Annotated in this window: 16 protein-coding genes and 1 pseudogene; 3 read left to right on the top strand and 14 right to left on the bottom strand. The window is 75.4% G+C overall.

Annotated features, from left to right (window positions below; translation table 11 throughout):
* Window positions 1-112: 112 nt before the first annotated feature.
* On the top strand, window positions 113-880 hold the full coding sequence (locus tag HHX33_RS05085) for an SDR family NAD(P)-dependent oxidoreductase (RefSeq protein WP_182873544.1): 768 nt from the start codon (window positions 113-115) through the stop codon (window positions 878-880).
* Window positions 881-918: 38 nt separating this feature from the next.
* On the opposite strand, the gene hpnH is transcribed toward HHX33_RS05085, so the two are convergent.
* From hpnH to HHX33_RS05050, 7 genes are all read right to left on the bottom strand, one after another.
* Window positions 919-1923, bottom strand: a complete 1005-nt coding sequence (gene hpnH / locus HHX33_RS05080) for an adenosyl-hopene transferase HpnH (RefSeq protein WP_182873543.1) — start codon at window positions 1921-1923, stop codon at window positions 919-921.
* Window positions 1923-3458, bottom strand: coding sequence for a 4-hydroxy-3-methylbut-2-enyl diphosphate reductase (gene ispH, locus HHX33_RS05075; protein ID WP_182873542.1), 1536 nt, complete (start codon window positions 3456-3458; stop codon window positions 1923-1925). Before ispH ends, hpnH begins: the two co-directional genes overlap by 1 nt.
* Window positions 3455-5338 carry a squalene--hopene cyclase gene (shc, locus tag HHX33_RS05070; protein WP_182873541.1) on the bottom strand — a complete coding sequence of 628 codons (1884 nt, stop codon included), beginning with the start codon at window positions 5336-5338 and terminating at the stop codon, window positions 3455-3457. The genes ispH and shc overlap by 4 nt, the downstream gene beginning before the upstream one ends.
* The gene (gene hpnE, locus HHX33_RS05065; protein WP_259402150.1) at window positions 5335-6801 is read right to left on the bottom strand and encodes a hydroxysqualene dehydroxylase HpnE; all 1467 of its coding nucleotides are present in this window, start codon (window positions 6799-6801) and stop codon (window positions 5335-5337) included. The genes shc and hpnE overlap by 4 nt, the downstream gene beginning before the upstream one ends.
* Window positions 6798-7934 carry a phytoene/squalene synthase family protein gene (locus HHX33_RS05060; RefSeq protein ID WP_310741220.1) on the bottom strand — a complete coding sequence of 379 codons (1137 nt, stop codon included), beginning with the start codon at window positions 7932-7934 and terminating at the stop codon, window positions 6798-6800. The genes hpnE and HHX33_RS05060 overlap by 4 nt, the downstream gene beginning before the upstream one ends.
* Complete coding sequence (hpnC, locus tag HHX33_RS05055; RefSeq protein WP_182873540.1) at window positions 7909-8760, bottom strand: squalene synthase HpnC; 852 nt, start codon at window positions 8758-8760, stop codon at window positions 7909-7911. Before hpnC ends, HHX33_RS05060 begins: the two co-directional genes overlap by 26 nt.
* Window positions 8761-8980: 220 nt before the next feature.
* On the bottom strand, window positions 8981-9691 hold the full coding sequence (locus HHX33_RS05050; RefSeq protein ID WP_111701308.1) for a polysaccharide deacetylase family protein: 711 nt from the start codon (window positions 9689-9691) through the stop codon (window positions 8981-8983).
* A gap of 140 nt (window positions 9692-9831) precedes the next feature.
* Between HHX33_RS05050 and HHX33_RS05045 the strand changes: the two genes are divergently transcribed.
* The gene (locus HHX33_RS05045; RefSeq protein WP_182873539.1) at window positions 9832-11010 is read left to right on the top strand and encodes an MGDG synthase family glycosyltransferase; all 1179 of its coding nucleotides are present in this window, start codon (window positions 9832-9834) and stop codon (window positions 11008-11010) included.
* On the opposite strand, the gene HHX33_RS05040 is transcribed toward HHX33_RS05045, so the two are convergent.
* Window positions 10997-11851 (bottom strand): DMT family transporter, encoded by an 855-nt coding sequence (locus HHX33_RS05040; RefSeq protein ID WP_182873538.1) that lies wholly within the window; start codon window positions 11849-11851, stop codon window positions 10997-10999. The genes HHX33_RS05045 and HHX33_RS05040 overlap by 14 nt on opposite strands.
* A gap of 210 nt (window positions 11852-12061) precedes the next feature.
* On the opposite strand from HHX33_RS05040, the pseudogene HHX33_RS37645 reads away from it, so the two are divergent.
* Window positions 12062-12406 (top strand): annotated as a pseudogene (locus HHX33_RS37645) (SPW repeat protein); the annotation flags it as partial.
* On the opposite strand, the gene HHX33_RS05030 reads toward HHX33_RS37645, so the two are convergent.
* The 6 genes from HHX33_RS05030 to HHX33_RS05005 all read right to left on the bottom strand — a co-directional run bounded on the left by HHX33_RS05030 (window position 12335) and on the right by HHX33_RS05005 (window position 18798).
* Window positions 12335-13492, bottom strand: coding sequence for a LysR family transcriptional regulator (locus HHX33_RS05030; protein WP_259402149.1), 1158 nt, complete (start codon window positions 13490-13492; stop codon window positions 12335-12337). The pseudogene HHX33_RS37645 and the gene HHX33_RS05030 overlap by 72 nt on opposite strands.
* Window positions 13493-13523: 31 nt before the next feature.
* Window positions 13524-14411, bottom strand: a complete 888-nt coding sequence (locus HHX33_RS05025) for a serine hydrolase (protein WP_310741219.1) — start codon at window positions 14409-14411, stop codon at window positions 13524-13526.
* Window positions 14408-16093 carry an N-acyl-D-amino-acid deacylase family protein gene (locus HHX33_RS05020; RefSeq protein WP_182873537.1) on the bottom strand — a complete coding sequence of 562 codons (1686 nt, stop codon included), beginning with the start codon at window positions 16091-16093 and terminating at the stop codon, window positions 14408-14410. The genes HHX33_RS05025 and HHX33_RS05020 overlap by 4 nt, the downstream gene beginning before the upstream one ends.
* A gap of 106 nt (window positions 16094-16199) precedes the next feature.
* On the bottom strand, window positions 16200-16952 hold the full coding sequence (locus HHX33_RS05015) for an amino acid ABC transporter ATP-binding protein (RefSeq protein ID WP_182873662.1): 753 nt from the start codon (window positions 16950-16952) through the stop codon (window positions 16200-16202).
* Between the two features lie 53 nt (window positions 16953-17005).
* Window positions 17006-17923 carry an amino acid ABC transporter permease gene (locus tag HHX33_RS05010; RefSeq protein ID WP_310740551.1) on the bottom strand — a complete coding sequence of 306 codons (918 nt, stop codon included), beginning with the start codon at window positions 17921-17923 and terminating at the stop codon, window positions 17006-17008.
* Window positions 17914-18798, bottom strand: coding sequence for an ABC transporter substrate-binding protein (locus tag HHX33_RS05005; RefSeq protein WP_182873536.1), 885 nt, complete (start codon window positions 18796-18798; stop codon window positions 17914-17916). Before HHX33_RS05005 ends, HHX33_RS05010 begins: the two co-directional genes overlap by 10 nt.
* Between the last annotated feature and the right edge of the window lie 19 nt (window positions 18799-18817).

The raw sequence follows: 18817 nt of genomic DNA, 5'->3' as shown, positions 1-18817 counted from the left end.
TCGGAAGGTTACTCAGTCATACCGCCGAAGGTCCACCGGTTCACGGGAAGAGCGGCAGCCGATCCCCGGGCGGTGGCCGCGTCCGCGGGTACAGCCACAGTGGGGAGGACGGATGCGGCTGGCGGGGGCACGGGTGCTGGTCACGGGCGCGTCGTCGGGCATCGGCACGGCGATCGCGCTCGAACTGTGGGCCCGCCGTGCCCGCCTGGTGCTGTCCGGGCGCGACCGGGAGGCGCTCGCCGCCGTGGCCGCCCGGACCGGCGGCGAGGTCGTCCCCGCCGACCTCGCCCACGACCATGCCGGAACCGGGAACGGCACAGGGAACCCGGTCGAGGACCTGGCCGCACGCGCCGGGCCGGTGGACGTGCTGGTCGCCAACGCGGGCGAGGGCTGGAGCGGGCCGCTGACGCGGATGCCCGGTGCCACGGCGGAACGCCTGATCGCGGTCAACCTGACGGCCCACGTGCAGCTCACCCGGCTGCTGCTGCCCGCGATGGCCGAGCGCGGCCGCGGGCACCTCGTCTACGTCGCCTCGATCGCGGGGGTGGTGGGGGTCCCCGGGGAGGCGGTCTACGCCGCGACCAAGGCGGGCCTGCTGGCCTTCGCCGAGAGCCTGCGGTACGAGCTGCCCGGGATCGGGGTGACCACCGTGGTGCCCGGGGTGGTCGACACGCCGTTCTTCGCCCGGCGCGGCACGCCGTACGCGCGCCGCAGGCCCGCGCCCGTGCCGCCGGAGCGGGTGGCGCGGGCCGTCGCGGTCGCCGTCGAGCGCGGCCGCGCCGAGGTGTACGTGCCGGCCTGGCTGCGGCTGCCCGCCCGGCTGCGCGGCGCCGCGCCGGGCCCGTTCCGCGTCCTCGCCCGCCGCTTCGGCCGGCCCTGAGATCGCGTACGGCACGGACTCAGGGGCTGCGCGGTTTCTCAAGGGCTGCGCAGCGCGCGCAGCGACTCGCGCAGCGAGCCGACGGTGGCGAAGACCGCCGTCGGCTCGTAGCCGCAGTGCGCCATGCAGTTGGCGCAGCGCGGGTCGCGGCCCCGCCCGTAGGCGCTCCAGTCGGTGTCGTCGGCCAGTTCCCGGTAGGTCTCGGCGTACCCGTCCGCCATGAGGTAGCAGGGCCGCTGCCAGCCGAAGACCGAGTACGACGGGATGGCCCAGGCCGTGCAGGGGAAGTCGATCCTCCCCTCCAGGAAGTCCAGGTACAGCGGCGAGTGGTTCAGCCGCCAGCGCCCGCGGTTGCCGCCGGCGAACGCCGCGCGGAAGAGCTCGCGGGTCTGCCGCACCCCGAGGAAGCAGTCCTGGTCGGGCGCCTTCTCGTACGCGTACCCCGGCGAGATCATCATCTGGTCGACCCGAAGGTCGTCGTTGAGGTAGTCGAGCACCTCGATCACCGTGCGCGGGCTGTCCCCGGCGAAGAAGGTGGTGTTCGTGGTGACGCGGAAGCCGCGCCGCCGGCACTCCCGGATCGCCGCGACCGCCTCGTCGAACACGCCCTCCTTGCACACCGACGCGTCGTGCCGCTCGCGCAGCCCGTCGATGTGCACCGCCCAGGCGAAGTACGGCGAGGGCGTGAACTGGTCGATCTTGCGTGGGATCAGCAGGGCGTTGGTGCACAGGAAGACGTACTTCCGCCGGGCCACCAGCGCCCGGACCATCTCCGCGATCTGGGGGTGCATGAGCGGCTCCCCGCCGGCGATGGACACCATCGGCGCGCCGCACTCCTCGACGGCGGCCACCGCCTGGCCGACCGGCATGCGCCGCCTGAGCACGTCGGCCGGGTGCTGGATCTTCCCGCAGCCCGCGCACTTGAGGTTGCAGGCGAACAACGGCTCGAGCTCGACCAGCAGCGGGAACCGCCTGCGCCGCCGCAACCGCTGGCGCAGGACGTACCCGCCGACGCGAAGGCTCTGGCGTAAGGGCATCGGCATCAGGGCCGCACCTCCTTCGGAAGTGTGAACTCGACGTTCTCCTCGGTCACCCGCCGTTCCTCCACCTCCAGCGGCCCGAGCCCGCCGAGGGCCGCCACGACGGCGTCCACCAGCGAGGCGGGCGTGGACGCGCTCGCGGTCAGCCCGACCGTCCGCGCGCCGCGCAGCCACTCCAGGGCGATGTCACCGGGGCCGTCGACCAGGCGGGTGATCGGGGCCCCATCAGGACCCGAACGGGCGGCGACCTCGGTCAGCCGCCGGGCGTTGGACGAGTTCGCCGACCCGACGACCAGGACCAGCTCGGCCTCGGCGGCCACCGCCCGCACCGCGCGCTGCCGGTTGGTCGTCGCGTAGCAGATGTCGTCGCCCCGCGGCCCCTCCGCGCCGGGGAAGCGCCGCCGGACCGCCGCCGCGACCTCCTCGGCCTCGTCGGCGGCCAGCGTGGTCTGCGTCAGGCAGGAGACCCCGCGCCCCTCGGCGAGCGACGCGGGCAGGGCCTCCACCGCGGCCTCGTCCTCGGCCGGCACGCCCGCGCCGGGCATCTCGCCGAGCACGCCCTCGACCTCCTCGTGCCCGGCGTGGCCGATCAGCACGACGAGGTCGCCCCGGGCGGCGAACCGGCGGGCCTCCGCGTGGACCTTCGCGACCAGCGGGCACGTCGCGTCGACCACCCGGAGGCCGCGGCGGCCGGCCTCCTCCCGTACGGCGGGCGACACCCCGTGCGCGGAGAACACGGTCACCGCGCCCCCGGGAAGCTCGGGCACCTCGGCCAGGTCGTCCACGAACACCGCGCCGCGCCGCTCCAGGTCCCGTACGACGTGGGCGTTGTGCACGATCTGCTTGCGCACGTACACCGGCGGGCCGAACCGGACGAGCGCCCGTTCCACGGTCTCGATCGCCCGATCGACCCCCGCGCAGAATGAGCGGGGGGAGGCGAGCAGCACCCGCCGGGGGCCCATGGCCGCCGCCCACCGCGCCAGCACCGGGCCGATCCGGGTGAGCGTGCGGCACGCCGCGACCGCGCCGCCCATCGTGGCGAGGCTCAGCAGGGGGGCGGCGGGGGTGTCCACGATCACGCGTACGGCGGCGAAGGGCCGCCCCCGGGCGGCGGCGGCCAGCGGCGCGCTCTCCATGTCGACCGCGATCCCGCCCTCAAGGGCGAGCGCGCGGCGGTCGCGGCCCGACACGACGCGAGGGGAGGTCACGAGCGGGCCGGTGACGGCGCGCAGCCCGGCGCGGGCCAGTTCGCCGGCGAGCAGCGGAGCGGACGGGCACGGCCACACGCGGTCCCCGGAGCGGACCTCGGTGGCGACGAGCACGTCCCCGGGGCGCAGTCCGTCGTCCAGGGCCCCCGCGAAGCCGGTGACGGCGAGGGCGCCGGCGGGCGGGAGCAGGGCCGCCGCGCGCGCCGCCCGGTCCGGCCCCATCCCGACCCGGACGACCCGGACGCGGGAGTGCTCCCGCGCCGGCCGCAGCCCCCGGGCCACGGCCCGGGCCTCCATGCCCAGCGCGGTGCACACGATCAGATCCGTCATGGCGTCCCCTCCTGTGCCCCCTCTTCGGCCCGCAGGTAGCGGCCGAGCGCGCTGACCGGGAACACGAGCCGGTAGAGGTGGTAGTTGATGAAGAAGTCGCCGGGGAACCCGGTCCCGGTGTAGTGAGGCTCGTCCCAGGTGCCGTCCGGGCGCTGCGTGCCGGCCAGCCAGGCCACGCCGCGCTCGACCGACGGGCCCCGCTCCCCGGCGGCCAGCAGGCCGATGAGCGCCCAGGCCGTCTGCGAGGCGGTCGGCTCGCCCCGCCCGATCCAGGCGGGGTCGCGGTAGGAGCGCATGTCCTCGCCCCAGCCGCCGCCGGGGTGCTGGTGGGCCTCCAGCCAGGCCACCGCCCGCCGCACGCAGGGCGCGGCGGGCGGCACCCCGGCGGCGGCGAGGGCGGGCAGCACGGCCCCGGTTCCGTACACGTGGTTCGCCCCCCACCTGCCGAACCACGAGCCGCCGGGCTCCTGCGCCCGCAGCAGCCAGGTCACCGCCCGCCGTACGACGGGGGAGCGGGCCAGGCCCTCGGCGGCGAGCGCCTCGACCACGTGGGCGGTGACGTCGGCCGACGGCGGGTCGATGACCGCGCCGAAGTCGCAGAACGGCAGCCGCAGGCACAGCGCGCGCGTGTTGTCGGCGTCGAAGGCGGCGAAGCCGCCGTCGCGGGAGGCCATCCCCGCCGTCCAGCGCAGCCCCCGCCGGACGGCGTCCCGGGCGGCGGGACGGCCCCACCGGCCCAGTGCGAGGATCACCTCCGCCGTGTCGTCGACGTCGGGGTAGCCGTCGTTGTCGAACTCGAACGCCCAGCCGCCGGGCGCGAGCCCCGGGCGCCGCACGGCCCAGTCGCCGGGCCCCCGGATCTCCTCGCGGAGCAGCCACTCACCCGCCCGGTCCAGCGCCGGGTGATCCCGCGGCAGGCCGGCGTCCAGGAGGGCGATCATCGCGAGCGCGGTGTCCCAGACCGGCGACTGGCACGCCTCAAGCCTGCGCGAGCCGTCCTCCCTGATCGTGAACCGGTCCAGCCCGGCCAGCCCGCGGCGCATCACGGGGTGGGAGACGTCGTACCCGGAGAGGTGCAGCGCGATCAGTGAGTAGACCCAGGGCGGCTGGATGCCGCCCCACGACCCGTCGGCCTCCTGGCGGGCGACGACCCACTCGGCGGCCCGCCTGAGCGCGGCGCGGCGGAGCCCGGCGAGCGGCCGCCGTTCGTACCGGTGCAGCACGTGGTCGAGCGCCGCGAACGCCGCGTCCCAGCCGGTGCGCGGGCCCCGCCGCGCGGGCCTTCCGGTGCGCAGCTCGGCCAGGTTGAACGGCAGCGGGCGGACCGGCCGGTGCGCGGTCACGATCGTCAGCGGCACGATCGTCTGCCGCGCCCAGCAGGCCCAGTCGTACACGTTCAGCGGGCACCACGGGGGCAGGAACACGATCTCCGGGGGGATCACCGGCAGGTCCTCCCACCGCCACTGGCCGAACATCGCGAGCCAGATCCGGGTGAAGACCCTCGTGGACTCGACACCGCCCAGATCGCGTACGAGGGCCGCGGCGGCGCGCAGGTGCGGGGCCGACGGCGGGTCGCCCGCGAGCCGCAGCGCGGTGTACGCCTCGACGGTGGTGGACAGGTCGGCCGGGCCGTCGTGGAAGTTGGCCCAGCCGCCGCCCGCCTGCTGCTGCGACCTGATCCACCGGGCGGCCCCGGCCGTCTCGGCCGCGGTCCGCACGCCGAGGAACTCGCGCAGCAGGAGGTCCTCGGCGTCCATGGTCACGTTGGTCCGCAGTTCGCCCTTCCACCAGCCCTCCGGCGACTGCAGGGCGAGCAGGTGGTCGCGGGCCGCCTCGAGCGCGGTGGCGGCGCGGGACGCGGCGGTGAGGAGCGCGGTCATCGGGCCCACTCTGCTCGCGCGGGCTCCCCGACATGGCCGACATGGCCGAGGTGGCCGAGGTGGCTGAGGTGCAGCCGCACCAGGCGGGCCGCCTCCAGGCCGCTGCGCACGGCGCCCTCCATCGTGTCGGGCCAGCCGGTGTCGGTCCAGGCGCCGGCCAGGAACAGCCCCGGCCAGCGGGTGGCCGCGCCGGGGCGCAGCGCGCCACTCCCCGGGCTCTGGCGGAAGGTGGCCCGCCGTTCCCTGGTGATGAAGAAGTCGAGCAGCCGCACCGTCCGGGTGGCCGGGAGCACCCGCTCCAGCTCCGGGACGAACACCGCGCGCATCGCTGACGTGGGCACGTCGATCCAGTGCCGGGCCGCCGACACCGACACCGTCAGGTACTGGCCCCGGGTCAGCCCGCCCGCCGCCGTCCTGTCGAAGATCCACTGCACCGGCGAGCCGACGACCGCGGCGAACGGCAGGCTGGTGACCGGCCGGTCGTAGACGACGTGCACGTTGACGATCGGGCTCGCTCCGAGCCCCGCCCACGCGTCGCGGTCCGGCGCCGCCTCGGCGGGCAGGAGCCGCGCGGCCTGCCCGTGGGGGACGGCGACGACGACGGCGGAGGTCTCCACCCGCGCGCCGCCGACGAGGACCGACGGCCCCGGCAGGCCGGGCGGGGCCGGCAGGATCGCCTCGGCCTTCGCCGGCAGCCGCACCGCGCCGCCGGCCCGCGCGACGGCGGTCAGCGCCGCGCCGCCGTGCAGTTCGCCGAGCGGGACGGACGGCACCCCGATGTCCGCGGCGTCGGGCCGGCCGAGCAGGGCCGTGCGGAACACCATGGCCGCCGGCCCGAGCGCCGCCTCGTCGGCGGCGATGTTGAGCGCGGCCACGGCGAACAGGTCCCACAGGGCGCGCCGCACGGTGTCCCCCTGACCCCTGGAGGCCAGCCAGGCGCCCAGCGCGGCCCGGTCCAGCGCGGGCGCGGCCGGGTCGAGACCGCGCAGCGCCAGTGCGCCGCGCACCGCCCGGAGACGGTCGGCGGGGGACAGCAGCCGGTAGCGCGCGAGCGCGGGGAGCAGGTGGAACGGCCCGGGCAGCGAGGCCCGGCGCAGCCGCCCCCGCTCGCCGTGCGGGGTGAGCACCCGCACGTCGAAGCGCTCCTGCAGGCGCACCCGCCCGGTCCCGCCGAGCCGGTCGAGCAGGCCCAGATACGCCGTGCAGCAGCGCAGGAAGACGTGCTGGCCGTTGTCGGCGGTCAGGCCGCCGCGGGCGAAGGAGTGGGTGGCCCCGCCGAGCCGGGGCCGCGCCTCGTACAGGGTCACCGGCCACCCGGCCTCCGCGATGGCGAGGGTCGCGGTGATCCCGGCGAGGCCGCCGCCGATCACCGCGACGGGCGGGACGCCGTCCGGGCCGGTCAGGGAGCCGGTCAGGGAGCCGGTCATCGGGCCGTTCGCGGGGCTGCTGATCGGGCTGTTCATGGGGACTCTCCCTGGGACCCGGCCTCGGGCTCCGCCTGGGCCGCGCCCGTGACGGCCCGCGCCGCGACCATCGCCTTGACCCACGGCGCGAGCGACAGCCGCCCGGCCAGGACCCGGGCCGGGTCGGTGGCGATCCGCCCCAGCAGGCGCCGGTAGATGCCGGCCATCGCCGCGGTGCAGGCGGCGCTGCGCCGGTCGAGCAACGGGATCAGCCGCATGCCCTCGGCGTACCAGCCCAGTGCCCGCGCGGCCTCGAACCGGATCAGCCCGGCCAGCCGCTCGGGCGGGTCGGTGAAATCCCCCCTCGCGTCCAGCCCGAGTGTGCAGCCGAACCTCCGCAGGTCGTCGGCGGGCAGGTACACCCGCTCGGCGCAGCGGTCCTCCCGCAGGTCCCTGAGGATGTTGGTGAGCTGCAGCGCCACGCCGAGGGCGTCCGCCCGGCCCGCCGCGCGCCGCAGCACAAGCTCGCCGTCAACGGGTCCGCCACCGGTCCCGTCGTCTCCGTACGCGCCGCCGGCGAGGCCGAACACGCCGAGGGACAGCCGCCCGATCGACCCGGCCACCTGCCGGCAGTAGCCCACCAGGTCGTCGTGGCACCGGTAACGCGCCCCGGCGACGTCGGCGGCGCACCCGTCGATGAGATCCTCGAACGCCTCAAGGGGAAGGGGGAAGCGCGCGGCGGCGTCGCCCAGCGCCACCAGCACCGGATCGGCCGTCACCGGATGAACGGCCCCCGGACCAGGCCCCGAGTACCCAGGCCCCGAGGAACCGGGCCCCATGGAGTCAGGTCCCGAGGAACCGGGCACGGTTTTCAGGGCCCTCAGCAGTTCGCGCTCCCGCTCCAGCCGCTCCAGTCGTCCGGCCACGGGCCCGGCCTCGTCGCCGAGGTCGTCGATCCGCCGGGCGAGCGCGTAGACGGCGCTGAGCGCGCGCCGCTTCGGCGGGGGCAGCAGGCGGATGCCGTACGCGAAGTTCCGCGCCCGGGTGCGGACGACGCGCTCGCAGTGCCCGTAGGCCCGCGACACCGGCATCGGTCCCGGCCCGGCCCGGGGCGCCCGCCCGGCCGGGAGGTCCGCCGCCGCGCCGGCCAGGGGCTCGGGGACGGGATCAGGAATCGCGCCGGGAACCGTCACCGTCCACCTCCTTCAGCACACGCACCCACTCGCGCAGCACCGCGTGACGGCGGGCACGCGGGGCGCCGGCCAGCACGTCGTGCCGGCGGCGTTCGAGCGCCGCGAGCTGCGCCCGGCCGCCCGCGACGTAGCCGGCCACCGCCGTGCGCGTGAACCCGCGCAGGGTCTCCAGGAGCGGCGTCCCCTCGTCGAGGAGGGTCGCCGCGCGACGGGCCTGCAGGGCGATCACCCGGCGCAGTCGCGGGGAGGTGTGCGCGGCGGTCAGATCGGCCTCCCCGGCGCCGAACCTGCGCAGGTCCTCCGCCGGCAGGTAGACGCGGCCGCGGGCGTGGTCCTCGCCCACGTCCTGGCAGTGCTCGATCACCTGGAGCGCCGAGCAGACGAGGTCGGACAGCCGCGCCCGCTCGGGCGTCGCCAGCCCGAACACGTGCAGCACGATCCGGCCGACCGGGTTGGCCGACAGCTCGCAGTAGCCCAGCAACTGGGCGAACGTGTCGTAGCGCCGCACCACCTGGTCGCGCCGGTTCGCCTCGACCAGGTGCAGGAACGGAGCGCTCGGCACGGCCCGGCGGGCGACCAGCGGCGTCAGCGCGCGTACGGCCGGCAGGCGCGGGACGCCGCCCGCGTACAGGCGGCCGATGTCGGCCTCGACGGCGTCGAGCAGGGCGGGCCGCTCTGCCGGGTCCGCCTCGTCACCGGCGTCGTCCACGTATCGGGCGAAGCCGTACACCGCCATGAGGTCGCGGCGGTACCCGCGCGGCAGCAGCCGGGAGGCCACCGGGAAGTTCTCCCGGCGCGCGGCGTCGCGTACGTCCGCTGCGGACATGTCAGGAGAATCTCCACCGAAAATCACCCCAAAACCCGACAGATCGGGCAGTGGCTTTGCGTGTGCGACCTGACGGGCAACCCGGCGTACGCGGACGGGGGCGGACGGAAAGGCGGGCCAAAGAAACGCCGGGCGGGGCCGCCGGGGGCGGGCGGAACCGTTGCCCGCCGTTGGCGCTTCCGGCCGCCGGTAAAAAGCTCTCCCAGGAGGCGCTCTGCGCTCAGGGGAGGTGGGAGCCGAGCGGCCCGACCCGCAGCCCGGCGGCGCGGCAGCGGCCGACCACCTCGGGCAGCGCGCCGAGCGCCGAGCGCCACGACCCGGGGGCGGAGGTGTGGTCGCAGTCGTGCAGCAGCAGCGTGGCGCCGCCCCGCAGGCCGGGAGCCAGGGTCCGCAGCACCGACTCCGGTGTGGCCCGCCGCGTCCAGTCCTCGCCCCACGCCGTCCACAGCACCGGGCGCAGGCCGTGCCACCGCGCCGCCAGCAGCGCCTCCGCGCTCAGCACGCCGTACGGCGGGCGGTACCAGGCGGGCCGCGCGCCGGTGACCTCGGCGACGAGGCGCGCGGCCCGGGCCGTCTCCGCCGCGATCCGGCCCGGCCGGGCGACCAGGGCGTTCACGTGGTGCCAGCCGTGCACGGCCACCTCGTGCCCGGCCCGCGCGACGCTCCGCCCGAGGCCGGGATGGCGGTCGAGCAGCTCGCCCAGCATGAAGAAGGTCGCCCGGCAGCCCAGCCGGGCGAGCTCGTCGAGGAACAGCGGCGTCGACCGGGGATCGGGCCCGTCGTCGAAGGTCAGCGCGACGTGTCCGGGCCGCCCCTCGCCCGCGAGGGCGGGCAGCAGGCGGCGTACGGCGGGCAGCCAGGCCGCGCCCGGCGCGACGTGCACCGCGACGGGCAGCAGGGCCGCCCCGGCGGCGGCCACGCGACGTCTCATCGGATTCAGTATCGCCCGTCCTGTATCAGGTCCTGTGTCCGGATTCGCCAAGCCGGGAACGAGACGGGAGAGGGCGTCCGGTGCCGCGCGTGACCTGGCGGCGCCTCGCCGCGTCGTCGTCCACTCCCTGGGAGGGGCCCATGACACCGCCGGCGGCGAAGGTGCTGATCGTCAGCGCGTCGATGGGGGCCGGTCACGACGGCGTGGCCGCCGAACTGGCCCGGCGCCTCGCCGCCGCCGGGGTCCGGGTGGTGGTCGTGGACGTGCTCGCCCTGCTGCCGCTGCGGCTGGGCACGGTCCTGCGCTGGTGGTACCGCACCGTGATGCTCCGGGCTCCGTGGCTGTACGCCATCGTCTACCGGATCTTCTTCGTGTCGCGGCGGGCCCGGCGAGCTCGCGCGGTGTCGCCGCTGACGGTCGTGGTGGCGGCCGGGCTGAGCAGGGTGGTGCGCCGCCTGCGGCCCTCGCTGGTGGTGCCGGTCTTCCACGTGGCCGCCCAGGCCGCCGGGCACCTGCGGTCGCGGGGGCGGCTGGCCGTCCCCAGCGTGGTCGTGCTGACCGACTTCGCCGCGCACCGCCTCTGGCTGCACGGGGGCAACGACCGGTATCTGTGCCCGGACGCGGCCACCGCCCTTGCCGTGACGGCCGCCACCGGCCGCCCGGCCTTCCGGCACGCCCCGATCGTGCGGCCCGGGTTCGCCGCCGTACGGGCGCCGGGGCGGAGCGGCCACGCACGGCTCGGCCTGCCGGACGGCGACCGGATCGTGCTGGTCGGCGCGGGCGCGTGGGGGGTCGGCCGGGTCGTGCGGACGGCCCGCGCCCTGCGCCGCTCCGAAGCGCGGGACAGGCCGGGAGACGGGCAGGAGAGCGGGCGGTACGTGCCCGTCGTGCTCTGCGGGCGCAACGAGCGGCTGCGCCGCCGCCTGTCGCGGCTGTTCGGCGAGCCGCCGGGGCCGGCGGGCCTCGCCCTCGGCTGGCGTGACGACCTGCCCGGCCTGCTCGCCGCGGCGTACGCGCTGGTGGACAACGCCGCCGGGCTGACCTGCCGGGAGGCGTTCGCCGCGCGGGTGCCCGTCGTGACCTGCCTGCCGATCCCCGGCCACGGCCGGGACGGGGTGCTCGCGATGGCCAGGGCCGGGGTGAGCGTCCACGTCCGCCGTCCCGCCCGGCTGCTTCGGGAACTCCACCGGCTCGCCCCCGGTTCGCCCGCCCGCGCCGCGCTGACCGCCCGCGCGGAGGCCCTGTTCGACGCCGAACCGGCGGAGGCCCTGCTGCTCCGCTTCGCGCGGCCGGACGGCGCGGCCCTCACGGTCTCCTGACGGCCTCGTGCAGCGGCGCGTGCCGGGACAGCAGCACGCTGCCGTACAGGATGAGGGCCATGCCGGTCAGCTCGGGCAGCACCCACGGGCCGGTGCGGATGCCCTCGCCGAACAGGGCCACGCCGTACGCCGTGCTGGCGACGGGGTCGGTCACGGTCAGGGCCGGCTGCACGGCGACGAGGGGCCCGCTGTGCAGGGCGTTCTGCAGCAGGAAGAGGCTGCACAGGCCGGCGGCGACCATGGCGTACAGCGACCAGGCGCCGGACAGGGCCCGCAGCCCGTCGGGCAGCACCTCGACGGTGCGCTTCATCAGCACGGCGGTGTAGGCGAAGCCGAGCCCGGCGGAGACCCCGAGCAGCACGGCGCGGGTGGCGCCGCCGGAACTGATCGCGACCGCCACGCAGCCGGCCACGAGCCCGGCGGTCACGCCCGCCGAGATCGTCCAGCCCAGCACACCTGGCAGGCGGTCGCCCGGAGAGGGGGAGGCGGCCCCCAGGAACCCGGCCAGTCCCGCCGTCAGCGCCGCGACGGCCAGCCACGTCATCGGGGAGACGCGGATCCGGAACATCCAGCCCGCCACCAGCATCGTGATCGGCAGTTCGGCGACGAGCAGGGGCTGCACGAGGGCGAGCCCTCCGGACGAGAGCGCGGCGGCCTGCAGCAGGAACCCGGCGATCAGCGCTCCGATGCCGCCCAGCCAGGCGGAACTGCGCAGCAGGTGCAGGATCAGCCCCAGCCGGAACGCCTCGCCGGGGGGCATGCGGCGGGCGGCCCGGCGCTGCAGCACCGACGCGACGGCGTTGGCCGCCGCGGCGAGCACCGCCAGAACTACAGCGATCATGGCCCCCTCCGCGTCGCCGCCCCCTCAGCCGGACCTCATCGGTACCCTCCCCGGCCGCACATACCGCTATCTCCCAATGAATGCTCTGAAGGCAATTTATCCCGCAAAACCGATTAATAAGCGAGATATTACGCAAAGTAGAGAATTGCTGGATTTGTGCGGGTATGGCCGTCCGCGCAAACGCAACCAGCAGGAAAGGCGGGACCAGTCATGGTTGGACCTACCGGCATCGAGCGTCACCCCGACATCGCCGAACTGCGTCAGACCTACGACCGGGCGGGTTCGACGGCCCCCGCTCAGGTACTGGAAGGGCTCTCCTTCCTGGCGGGTCTCTATCTGGCGCTCTCGCCCTGGATAGTCGGGTTCTTTCGCTTCCCCGGGCTGACCATCAGCAACCTGATCACGGGCCTCGTGGTCAGTGCCCTGGCCCTCGGGCTCGCGTCCGCCTTCGGACGCACCTACGGCATGGGGTGGCTGATCCCGCTACTCGGTGTCTGGGCGCTGGTCTCGCCCTGGGTGGTGCGCGGTGGAGGCGAGGCCACCACCAGCACCGTCTGGAACAACGTCGTGACCGGCATCGTGATCTTCGCGCTCGGCGCCGCCGCGCTGGGCATGGCGCAGGTGTACCGCCGGCACGAGCGGGGCGAGCGGAGCGGGCACCGGCTCGGCAACTGGTGACCGGCCGTCCGGCGGCCCGCCGCCCCGCGCGGCGGGCCGCTCGGCCGCGCCCTGGCGGAGCGTCACGCTGAGGCGGGCCGACGCGTCCCTGAGATAGCCGACGAAGGCGCGCAGGGCGGGATTGGGATTGGTCGGCCGGATCGCGGCGCCGACCCGGCGGTAGAGCCGGGGGCCCTCCACCTGGCAGACCTGGACGCCCGCCGCGCCCTGCACGCCGAGGCTCGGCACGAGGGCCACGCCCAGCCCGGCCCGCACCAGGCCGAGCGTCACCTCGTAGTGGTCGCTGCGGCAGCGGATCGCGGGGGTGAAGCCCTCCAGGGCGCTGGCCCGCTCCAGCACCGACACGGGGGTCTCGGTGCCGAACGTGGTGATCCACGGATCGTCGGCCAGGTCGGCCAGCCGTACGCGGGGCCGGTGCCCGGCGGGATGGCCGAGCGGCATCACCAGGAGTTGCGGCTCGTCGAAGAGGTGGACGACCTCCACGCCCTTCGGCGCCTTCCACGGATCGAGCGCGTGCTCGAACACGACCAGCACGTCGAGCTCACCACGCTCCACGTCGGCCAGCAACTCGTGCGGCTGCCCGAGCACCAGGTCGAGATCGACGCCGGGATGGCGGGCCGTGAACGACGACAGCGCCATCGGCAGCAGCCGGTAGCCCGCCGAGGCGAAGAACCCGATCCGGAGCTGCCCGGCGTCCGCCCGCGCCTGCGCGAGCAGGTCCTTCTCGGCGGACTCGATGAGGTCGAGCACCTCCTGGGCCCGCCCGGCGAGGCGGCGACCGGCGGCCGTCAGCCGAAGGCTGTGCGCGGCCCGCTCCACCAGCCCGACCCCCGCCTCCTCCTCCAGCCGGGCGAGCTGGTGCGAGACGGCGGACGGCGACAGCCGCAGGGTCTTGGCGGCTCCGGCGATGCTCCCGGTCCTGAAGACCTCCAGGAGCACCCTGAGGCGGTGGCTGCTGAGCATGCCACCCAGTATCGGGCCGCGTCCGCGCTGGTCACGCCCGAGCGGCGGCGCCCGTCACGGTGGCGGCGACAGCGACGCCCGCCTGCCGCACGGCCCGCACGAGGGCCTGCTCGGAGCCTTCCGGCCCGTGCGCGAGCACCGCGTAACCCTCCCACCTGGCCGCCGCGATCACGCCGACGTCGGCCCGCGTCCCGGCGTCCGTGCCGGTCTTGTTCGCCACCCACACCCCGGCGGCGTACGGCAGGACCCGCGGCGGCTCGCGGTCCTCCGGCTCGTGCGGCAGGAGCGCCGGGACCAGGCCGCGGTCGGTGTTGCACGCCATCCAGCCGAGCAGCAGCCGCTGCCACGGCTCCCGGCCGTACGCCACGGACCGCATGAGACCGGCGAGCTCACGGGCCGTCCCGGTGGCGAACGCGGGCGGGTGCGCGGGCAGCCGCGGTTCCCGGATCCTGTCGTGGACGCGTGTCCCGGCCAGCCCGAGCGCGCCGGCCGCGGCGTCCACCCGGGCAAGCCCGAGGCGCCGGAGCAGCGCGTTCGTCGCGGTGTTGTCGCTGACGGACGCCGTCAGCACGGCGAGGTCGCCGATGGTCCAGCGGCGGGCCGACAGCTCGGTGAGCAGGCCCGAGCCCCCCGCGTAGTCCTCGTCGAGCAGCGCGACCGGCTCGGCCGGATCGAGCGCGCCGGACGCGACGTCCCGCGCGAGCGCGGCGAGCAGCAGCACCTTGCCCGTGCTGGCGAGCGGCAGCACCACGTCCTCGTTCACCCCGAGCAGGCCGGGCACGCACACGGCCAGCGTCCCGGGGCAGGACGCCGCCAGCTCCGCCAGCGAGCCGCGCGCGGCGCCGGAGACGTCCCCCGGCCCGGCGTCGCGGGGGAGCCCGCCCCCGTCCCCGGCGTCCCCCGCGTCCCAGATGTTCACAGCGCCAGCACCCGTCCCGGGCGGGCGCCCGTCTCCTCGCCGTCACGCACCACGACCGCGCCGCCGACCACCACCGCGTCGACGCCCGTGGGCGGCAGCAGCGGCTCGGTGAAGGTGGCCCGGTCGGCCACCGCCGCCGGATCGAACACCACCAGGTCGGCGTGCGCGCCGTCGCGGATCACGCCCCGCCCGGTCAGCCCGAAGCGCGCCGCCGCCATCCCGGTCATCTTGTGCACCGCCTCCTCCAGGCCGAACAGCCCGAGCTCGCGTACGTATCTGCCGAGCACCCGGGGGAAGGTCCCGGCCCAGCGCGGATGCGGGCGACCGCCCGGCTTCGGCACGCCGTCGGAACCGATCATCGCGTACGGCGCGGCCAGCACCCGCCGCACATCCTCCTCGATCATGGAATGACTGATGATCGTCACCTCGCCGTCCTCGGCGACCAGCAGGTCGGCGGCCACGTCGAGGGGATCGGCGCCCGCGGCGGCGGCGAGGTCGGCGATCGTCGCGCCCTCGGCCCGCGGATGGCGGGGCGCGCAGGCCACCGAGATCCGGTCCCAGCCGCCGTTGCCGACCGTGTTCTCCCAGCCGGGCACGCCCTCGGCGATGGCCCGGCGCATCCGGTCCCGCTGGGCGGGGTCGCCGAGCCTCGCGGTCAGGGCGCGCAGCCCGCCGTCGTTCGCCCACGGCGGCAGCATCGCGGCCAGCGCCGTGCTGCCCGCCGTGTAGGGGTAGACGTCGCAGGTGACGTCCATGCCGCCCGCGCGCAGCTCCGCGAGGCGCGGCAGGGTGCGCTCGGTGCGGCCCCAGGCGTACCGCCCGGCGGTCTTGTGGTGCGACACGTGCAGCGCCGCGCCGCTGCGCCGGGAGATCTCGACGGCCTCCTCCAGCGCCTCCTCCACCCGCGACATCTCGTCGCGCAGGTGGGTCACGTACGGCTTGCCGTGCCGGGCGGCCACCTCCGCCAGCGCCACCACCTCGGCGGTGCCGGCGTACGAGCCGGGGGTGTAGATGAGGCCGGTGGACAGGCCGGCGGCGCCCTGCGTCAGGGACGCGTCGAGCAGCGCGCACATCGCACGCAGCTCGGCGGGCCGGGCCGGCCGGTCCACCGGGCCGAGCACGCCCGCCCGGAGCGTGCCGTGGCCGACGAGCGAGGCCAGGTGGTTGGCCCGGGGCACCCCGGCGTGCGCGGCGGCGAAACCCGCGAAGTCGGCGTACGCGCCGACGTCGCCGCCGAAGGTGATCCGGGTCTCCGCCCGCATGGCGGCCAGCCGCTCCTGCAGGGCAGGGAACAGGCTCGACCCGCAGTTGCCGCAGATCTCGGTGGTGACCCCCTGCAGCACCGAGGCCCGCACCAGCTCCCGGCCGGACCCGTCTCCTGATCCGTTCCCCGGCCTGTCGCCGTCGCCGGCCGGGCCGAGCAGAGCCACGCCGTCGGAGTGCGTGTGGACGTCGACGAACCCGGGGGAGACGACCCGCCCGCGCGCGTCGAGCACCTCGGCGGCGTCGGCCGCCGAGCCCGGCGACGACCCGGACCCCGGGCCGGACGACGAGCCGGGGGGCAGCACGGTCAGCCGCCCGCCGGAGACCCCGACGTCGGCGGGCCGGGCCGGGCGGCCGGTGCCGTCGACCACCAGCCCGCCCCGGACGAGAAGGTCGAAGCGGGTCCCCGCCCCCGTCACGGAAGCCTCCTCGTCACCCGATCCGTCCCCGTCACTGTCCCCGAGATCTCCGGGGTCGCGGGACGCCGCCCGCCCGGCCGTCCCGTACGAGCGGCCGCGCCCGGGTTCACAGGACCTGTCCCAGGAAGGCGCGCAGCCGGTCGTGCCGGGGCGCCGCGAGCACCTCGCGGGGGTCGCCCCGCTCGACGACGACGCCGTCGTCCATGAATACGAACTGGTCGCCGACCTCGCGGGCGAAGCTCATCTCGTGGGTGACGACCATCATCGTCATGCCGCTCGCCGCGAGGTCCCGCATGACGGCGAGCACCTCCTGCACGAGCTCGGGGTCGAGCGCGCTGGTCGGCTCGTCGAACAGCATCAGGCTGGGCCGCATGGCCAGGCTGCGGGCGATGGCCACCCGCTGCTGCTGCCCGCCGGACAACTGCGCGGGGTAGTGGTGCGCGCGGTCGGCCAGGCCGACCCGCTCCAGCAGCTCCGCCGCCTGCCGCCGGGCCTGGGCGGCGGGCGTGCGGAGCACGGTGACCGGCCCCTCCATGACGTTCTCGATCGCGGTGCGGTGCGGGAACAGGTGGAACCGCTGGAACACCATGCCGATGCCGCGCTGCTGGCGGGACAGCTCGGCCGGGCGCAACGCGTGCAGCCGCCCGCCGCGCTCGGCGTAGCCCATCAGCTCGCCGTTCACCCAGATGCGGCCGGAGTCGATCGTCTCCAGGCGGTTGACGCAGCGCAGCAGCGTCGACTTGCCCGACCCGGACGGCCCGACGACGCACACCACCGAGCCGGCGGGGACGTCGAGGTCGATGCCCTTGAGCACCTCCAGCGGGCCGAACCGCTTGCGCACGGCGCGGATCCGCACCATCGGCAGGCCGGACGGCTGCCCGGGTGGCCGGCCGGGTGACTGAGCGGGGGCGCTCACGAGGGCTCCTTGGACGTCAGGGGCCGCAGGTTGCGGCGTACGCGGGAGGACAGCCGCACGTGGCCGCGTTCGAACCGCTTCTCCACGAAGTGCTGCCCGACGCTCGCGATCGTGGTGAGCACGACGTACCAGATCGACGCGACGACGAGCATCGCGATGACCTCGAAGTTGCCGAGGTAGATGCGCTGCGCCACGGTGAGCAGCTCGGCCCCGGCGATGACCGAGACCATCGACGTGGTCTTCAGCATGGAGATGAACTGGTTGCCGGTCGGCGGGATGATCACCCGCATGGCCTGCGGCAGCACCACACGGCGCAGCACCTGCCGGTGCGACATGCCGAGCGACTCGGCGGCCTCTCGCTGGCCCGGGTCCACGGAGCGGATGCCGGCGCGGACGATCTCCGCCATGTACGCGCCCTCGTTGATCGCCAGGCCGAGCAGCGCCGCGGTGAACGGCGTGATGATCTCGTTCGCCTGCCACTCGATCAGCTTGGGCCCGCCGAACGGAACGCCGATCGCGAAGGTGGGGAAGACCAGCCCGATGTTGAACCAGAAGATCAGCTGCACCAGCAGCGGCGTGCCGCGGAAGAACCACGTGTAGAGCGCGGAGGTGCCGCGGAGCACGGGGTTGTCCGACAGCTGCATGACGGCGGCGAGCACGCCCAGCGCCAGGCCGATGGCCATGGACAGCACGGTGAGCTGGATGGTCACCCACAGGCCGCCGAGGATCCTGCCGTCGGCCAGGTAGGCGACGATGACGTCCCAGTGCAGGTTCTCGTTGACGATGACCGTGTAGGCCAGCCACACGAGAAAGAGCAGGGCGGCCGCCGCGCCGAGCCACCGGCCGGGCCGCGCGGGGCGCACGGCGTCGATCGGCAGTTCGGCGGCGGGCGCCTTCTCCTGGGTCACTTCCACGGCTGGGTGTTGACCAGCACGCCGTCGACGGCGTTGGCCGTCACGCCGTAGGAGTCCAGCACGGCCTTGTAGCCGCCGTCGGCCTGAAGCTCCTCCATCGCCTTGGCGACGGCGTCGCGCAGCGCGGTCTTCCGCTTGTCGACGGCGATGCCCCACGGCCCGGCGTCGTACTGCTCGGACAGCACATCGTACTTGCCGGTGTCCTTGGCGTACATGACGGCGACGGGGTAGTCGACGATGGTCGCGGTGGCGCGCCCGGAGTCGATCGAGAGCAGGCCGGTGGGCGCGTCCTCGCTCTGCATGATCTTCATCTTGGTGGCGCACTTCTCGTTCTGCTTCTCGCCGATGGCGAGGTTGGAGCTGCCCTTGGCCAGCACGACCGTGCGGCCGCACAGGTCGTCGAGGTTCTTGATCCCCTCGGGGTTGCCCTTCTTGACCATGATCGCGCCGCCGGCGTTGAAGTAGTCGACGAAGTCGACCGCCGCGCGCCGCTCCTCGGTGTCGCTCATCGAGGACATCACGATGTCCCAGCGCCCGCCCTGCAGGCCCGGGATGAGCCCGTCGAAGGCGGCGTTGGTGATCGAGAACTTGAGCCCCAGCTTGGCCGCGATGGCCGCGCCGAGGTCGGGGTCGACCCCGGTGAGCTCCTGGGTGCCCTTCTTGTACATCTCCATCGGCGGGTAGCCCTCGGAGGTGGCGACCCGCAGTGTGCCGGTCTTGCGCACGTCCTCCGGGACCAGGTCCTTGGCGGTCTTGTTCGCCGTCGCCGCCGCGTTGTCGCCCGCGGCGGTCTCCGACGACGAACGCCCGCAGCCGCCGGCGAGCGCCGACACGACCAGCGCGCCGACTATGGCTACAGATAGGCGCTTTGTCATGGAACCTCCTGTTTCGCGA

Source organism: Microbispora sp. H10670 (assembly GCF_014161385.1).
In the GTDB taxonomy this organism is placed as follows: domain Bacteria; phylum Actinomycetota; class Actinomycetes; order Streptosporangiales; family Streptosporangiaceae; genus Microbispora; species Microbispora triticiradicis.
Note: the sequence above shows the minus strand (reverse complement) of the source record. Positions and strands in the feature narration are given on the sequence as shown.

Coding starts and splice junctions, on each gene's coding strand:
- HHX33_RS05085 (WP_182873544.1), top strand. CDS start 113: ATGCGGCTGGCGGGGGCACGGGTGCTGGTCACGGGCGCGTCGTCGGGC.
- hpnH (WP_182873543.1), bottom strand. CDS start 1,923: ATGCCGATGCCCTTACGCCAGAGCCTTCGCGTCGGCGGGTACGTCCTG.
- ispH (WP_182873542.1), bottom strand. CDS start 3,458: ATGACGGATCTGATCGTGTGCACCGCGCTGGGCATGGAGGCCCGGGCC.
- shc (WP_182873541.1), bottom strand. CDS start 5,338: ATGACCGCGCTCCTCACCGCCGCGTCCCGCGCCGCCACCGCGCTCGAG.
- hpnE (WP_259402150.1), bottom strand. CDS start 6,801: ATGAACAGCCCGATCAGCAGCCCCGCGAACGGCCCGATGACCGGCTCC.
- hpnC (WP_182873540.1), bottom strand. CDS start 8,760: ATGTCCGCAGCGGACGTACGCGACGCCGCGCGCCGGGAGAACTTCCCG.
- HHX33_RS05050 (WP_111701308.1), bottom strand. CDS start 9,691: ATGAGACGTCGCGTGGCCGCCGCCGGGGCGGCCCTGCTGCCCGTCGCG.
- HHX33_RS05045 (WP_182873539.1), top strand. CDS start 9,832: ATGACACCGCCGGCGGCGAAGGTGCTGATCGTCAGCGCGTCGATGGGG.
- HHX33_RS05040 (WP_182873538.1), bottom strand. CDS start 11,851: ATGATCGCTGTAGTTCTGGCGGTGCTCGCCGCGGCGGCCAACGCCGTC.
- HHX33_RS05030 (WP_259402149.1), bottom strand. CDS start 13,492: ATGCTCAGCAGCCACCGCCTCAGGGTGCTCCTGGAGGTCTTCAGGACC.
- HHX33_RS05015 (WP_182873662.1), bottom strand. CDS start 16,952: ATGGTGCGGATCCGCGCCGTGCGCAAGCGGTTCGGCCCGCTGGAGGTG.
- HHX33_RS05005 (WP_182873536.1), bottom strand. CDS start 18,798: ATGACAAAGCGCCTATCTGTAGCCATAGTCGGCGCGCTGGTCGTGTCG.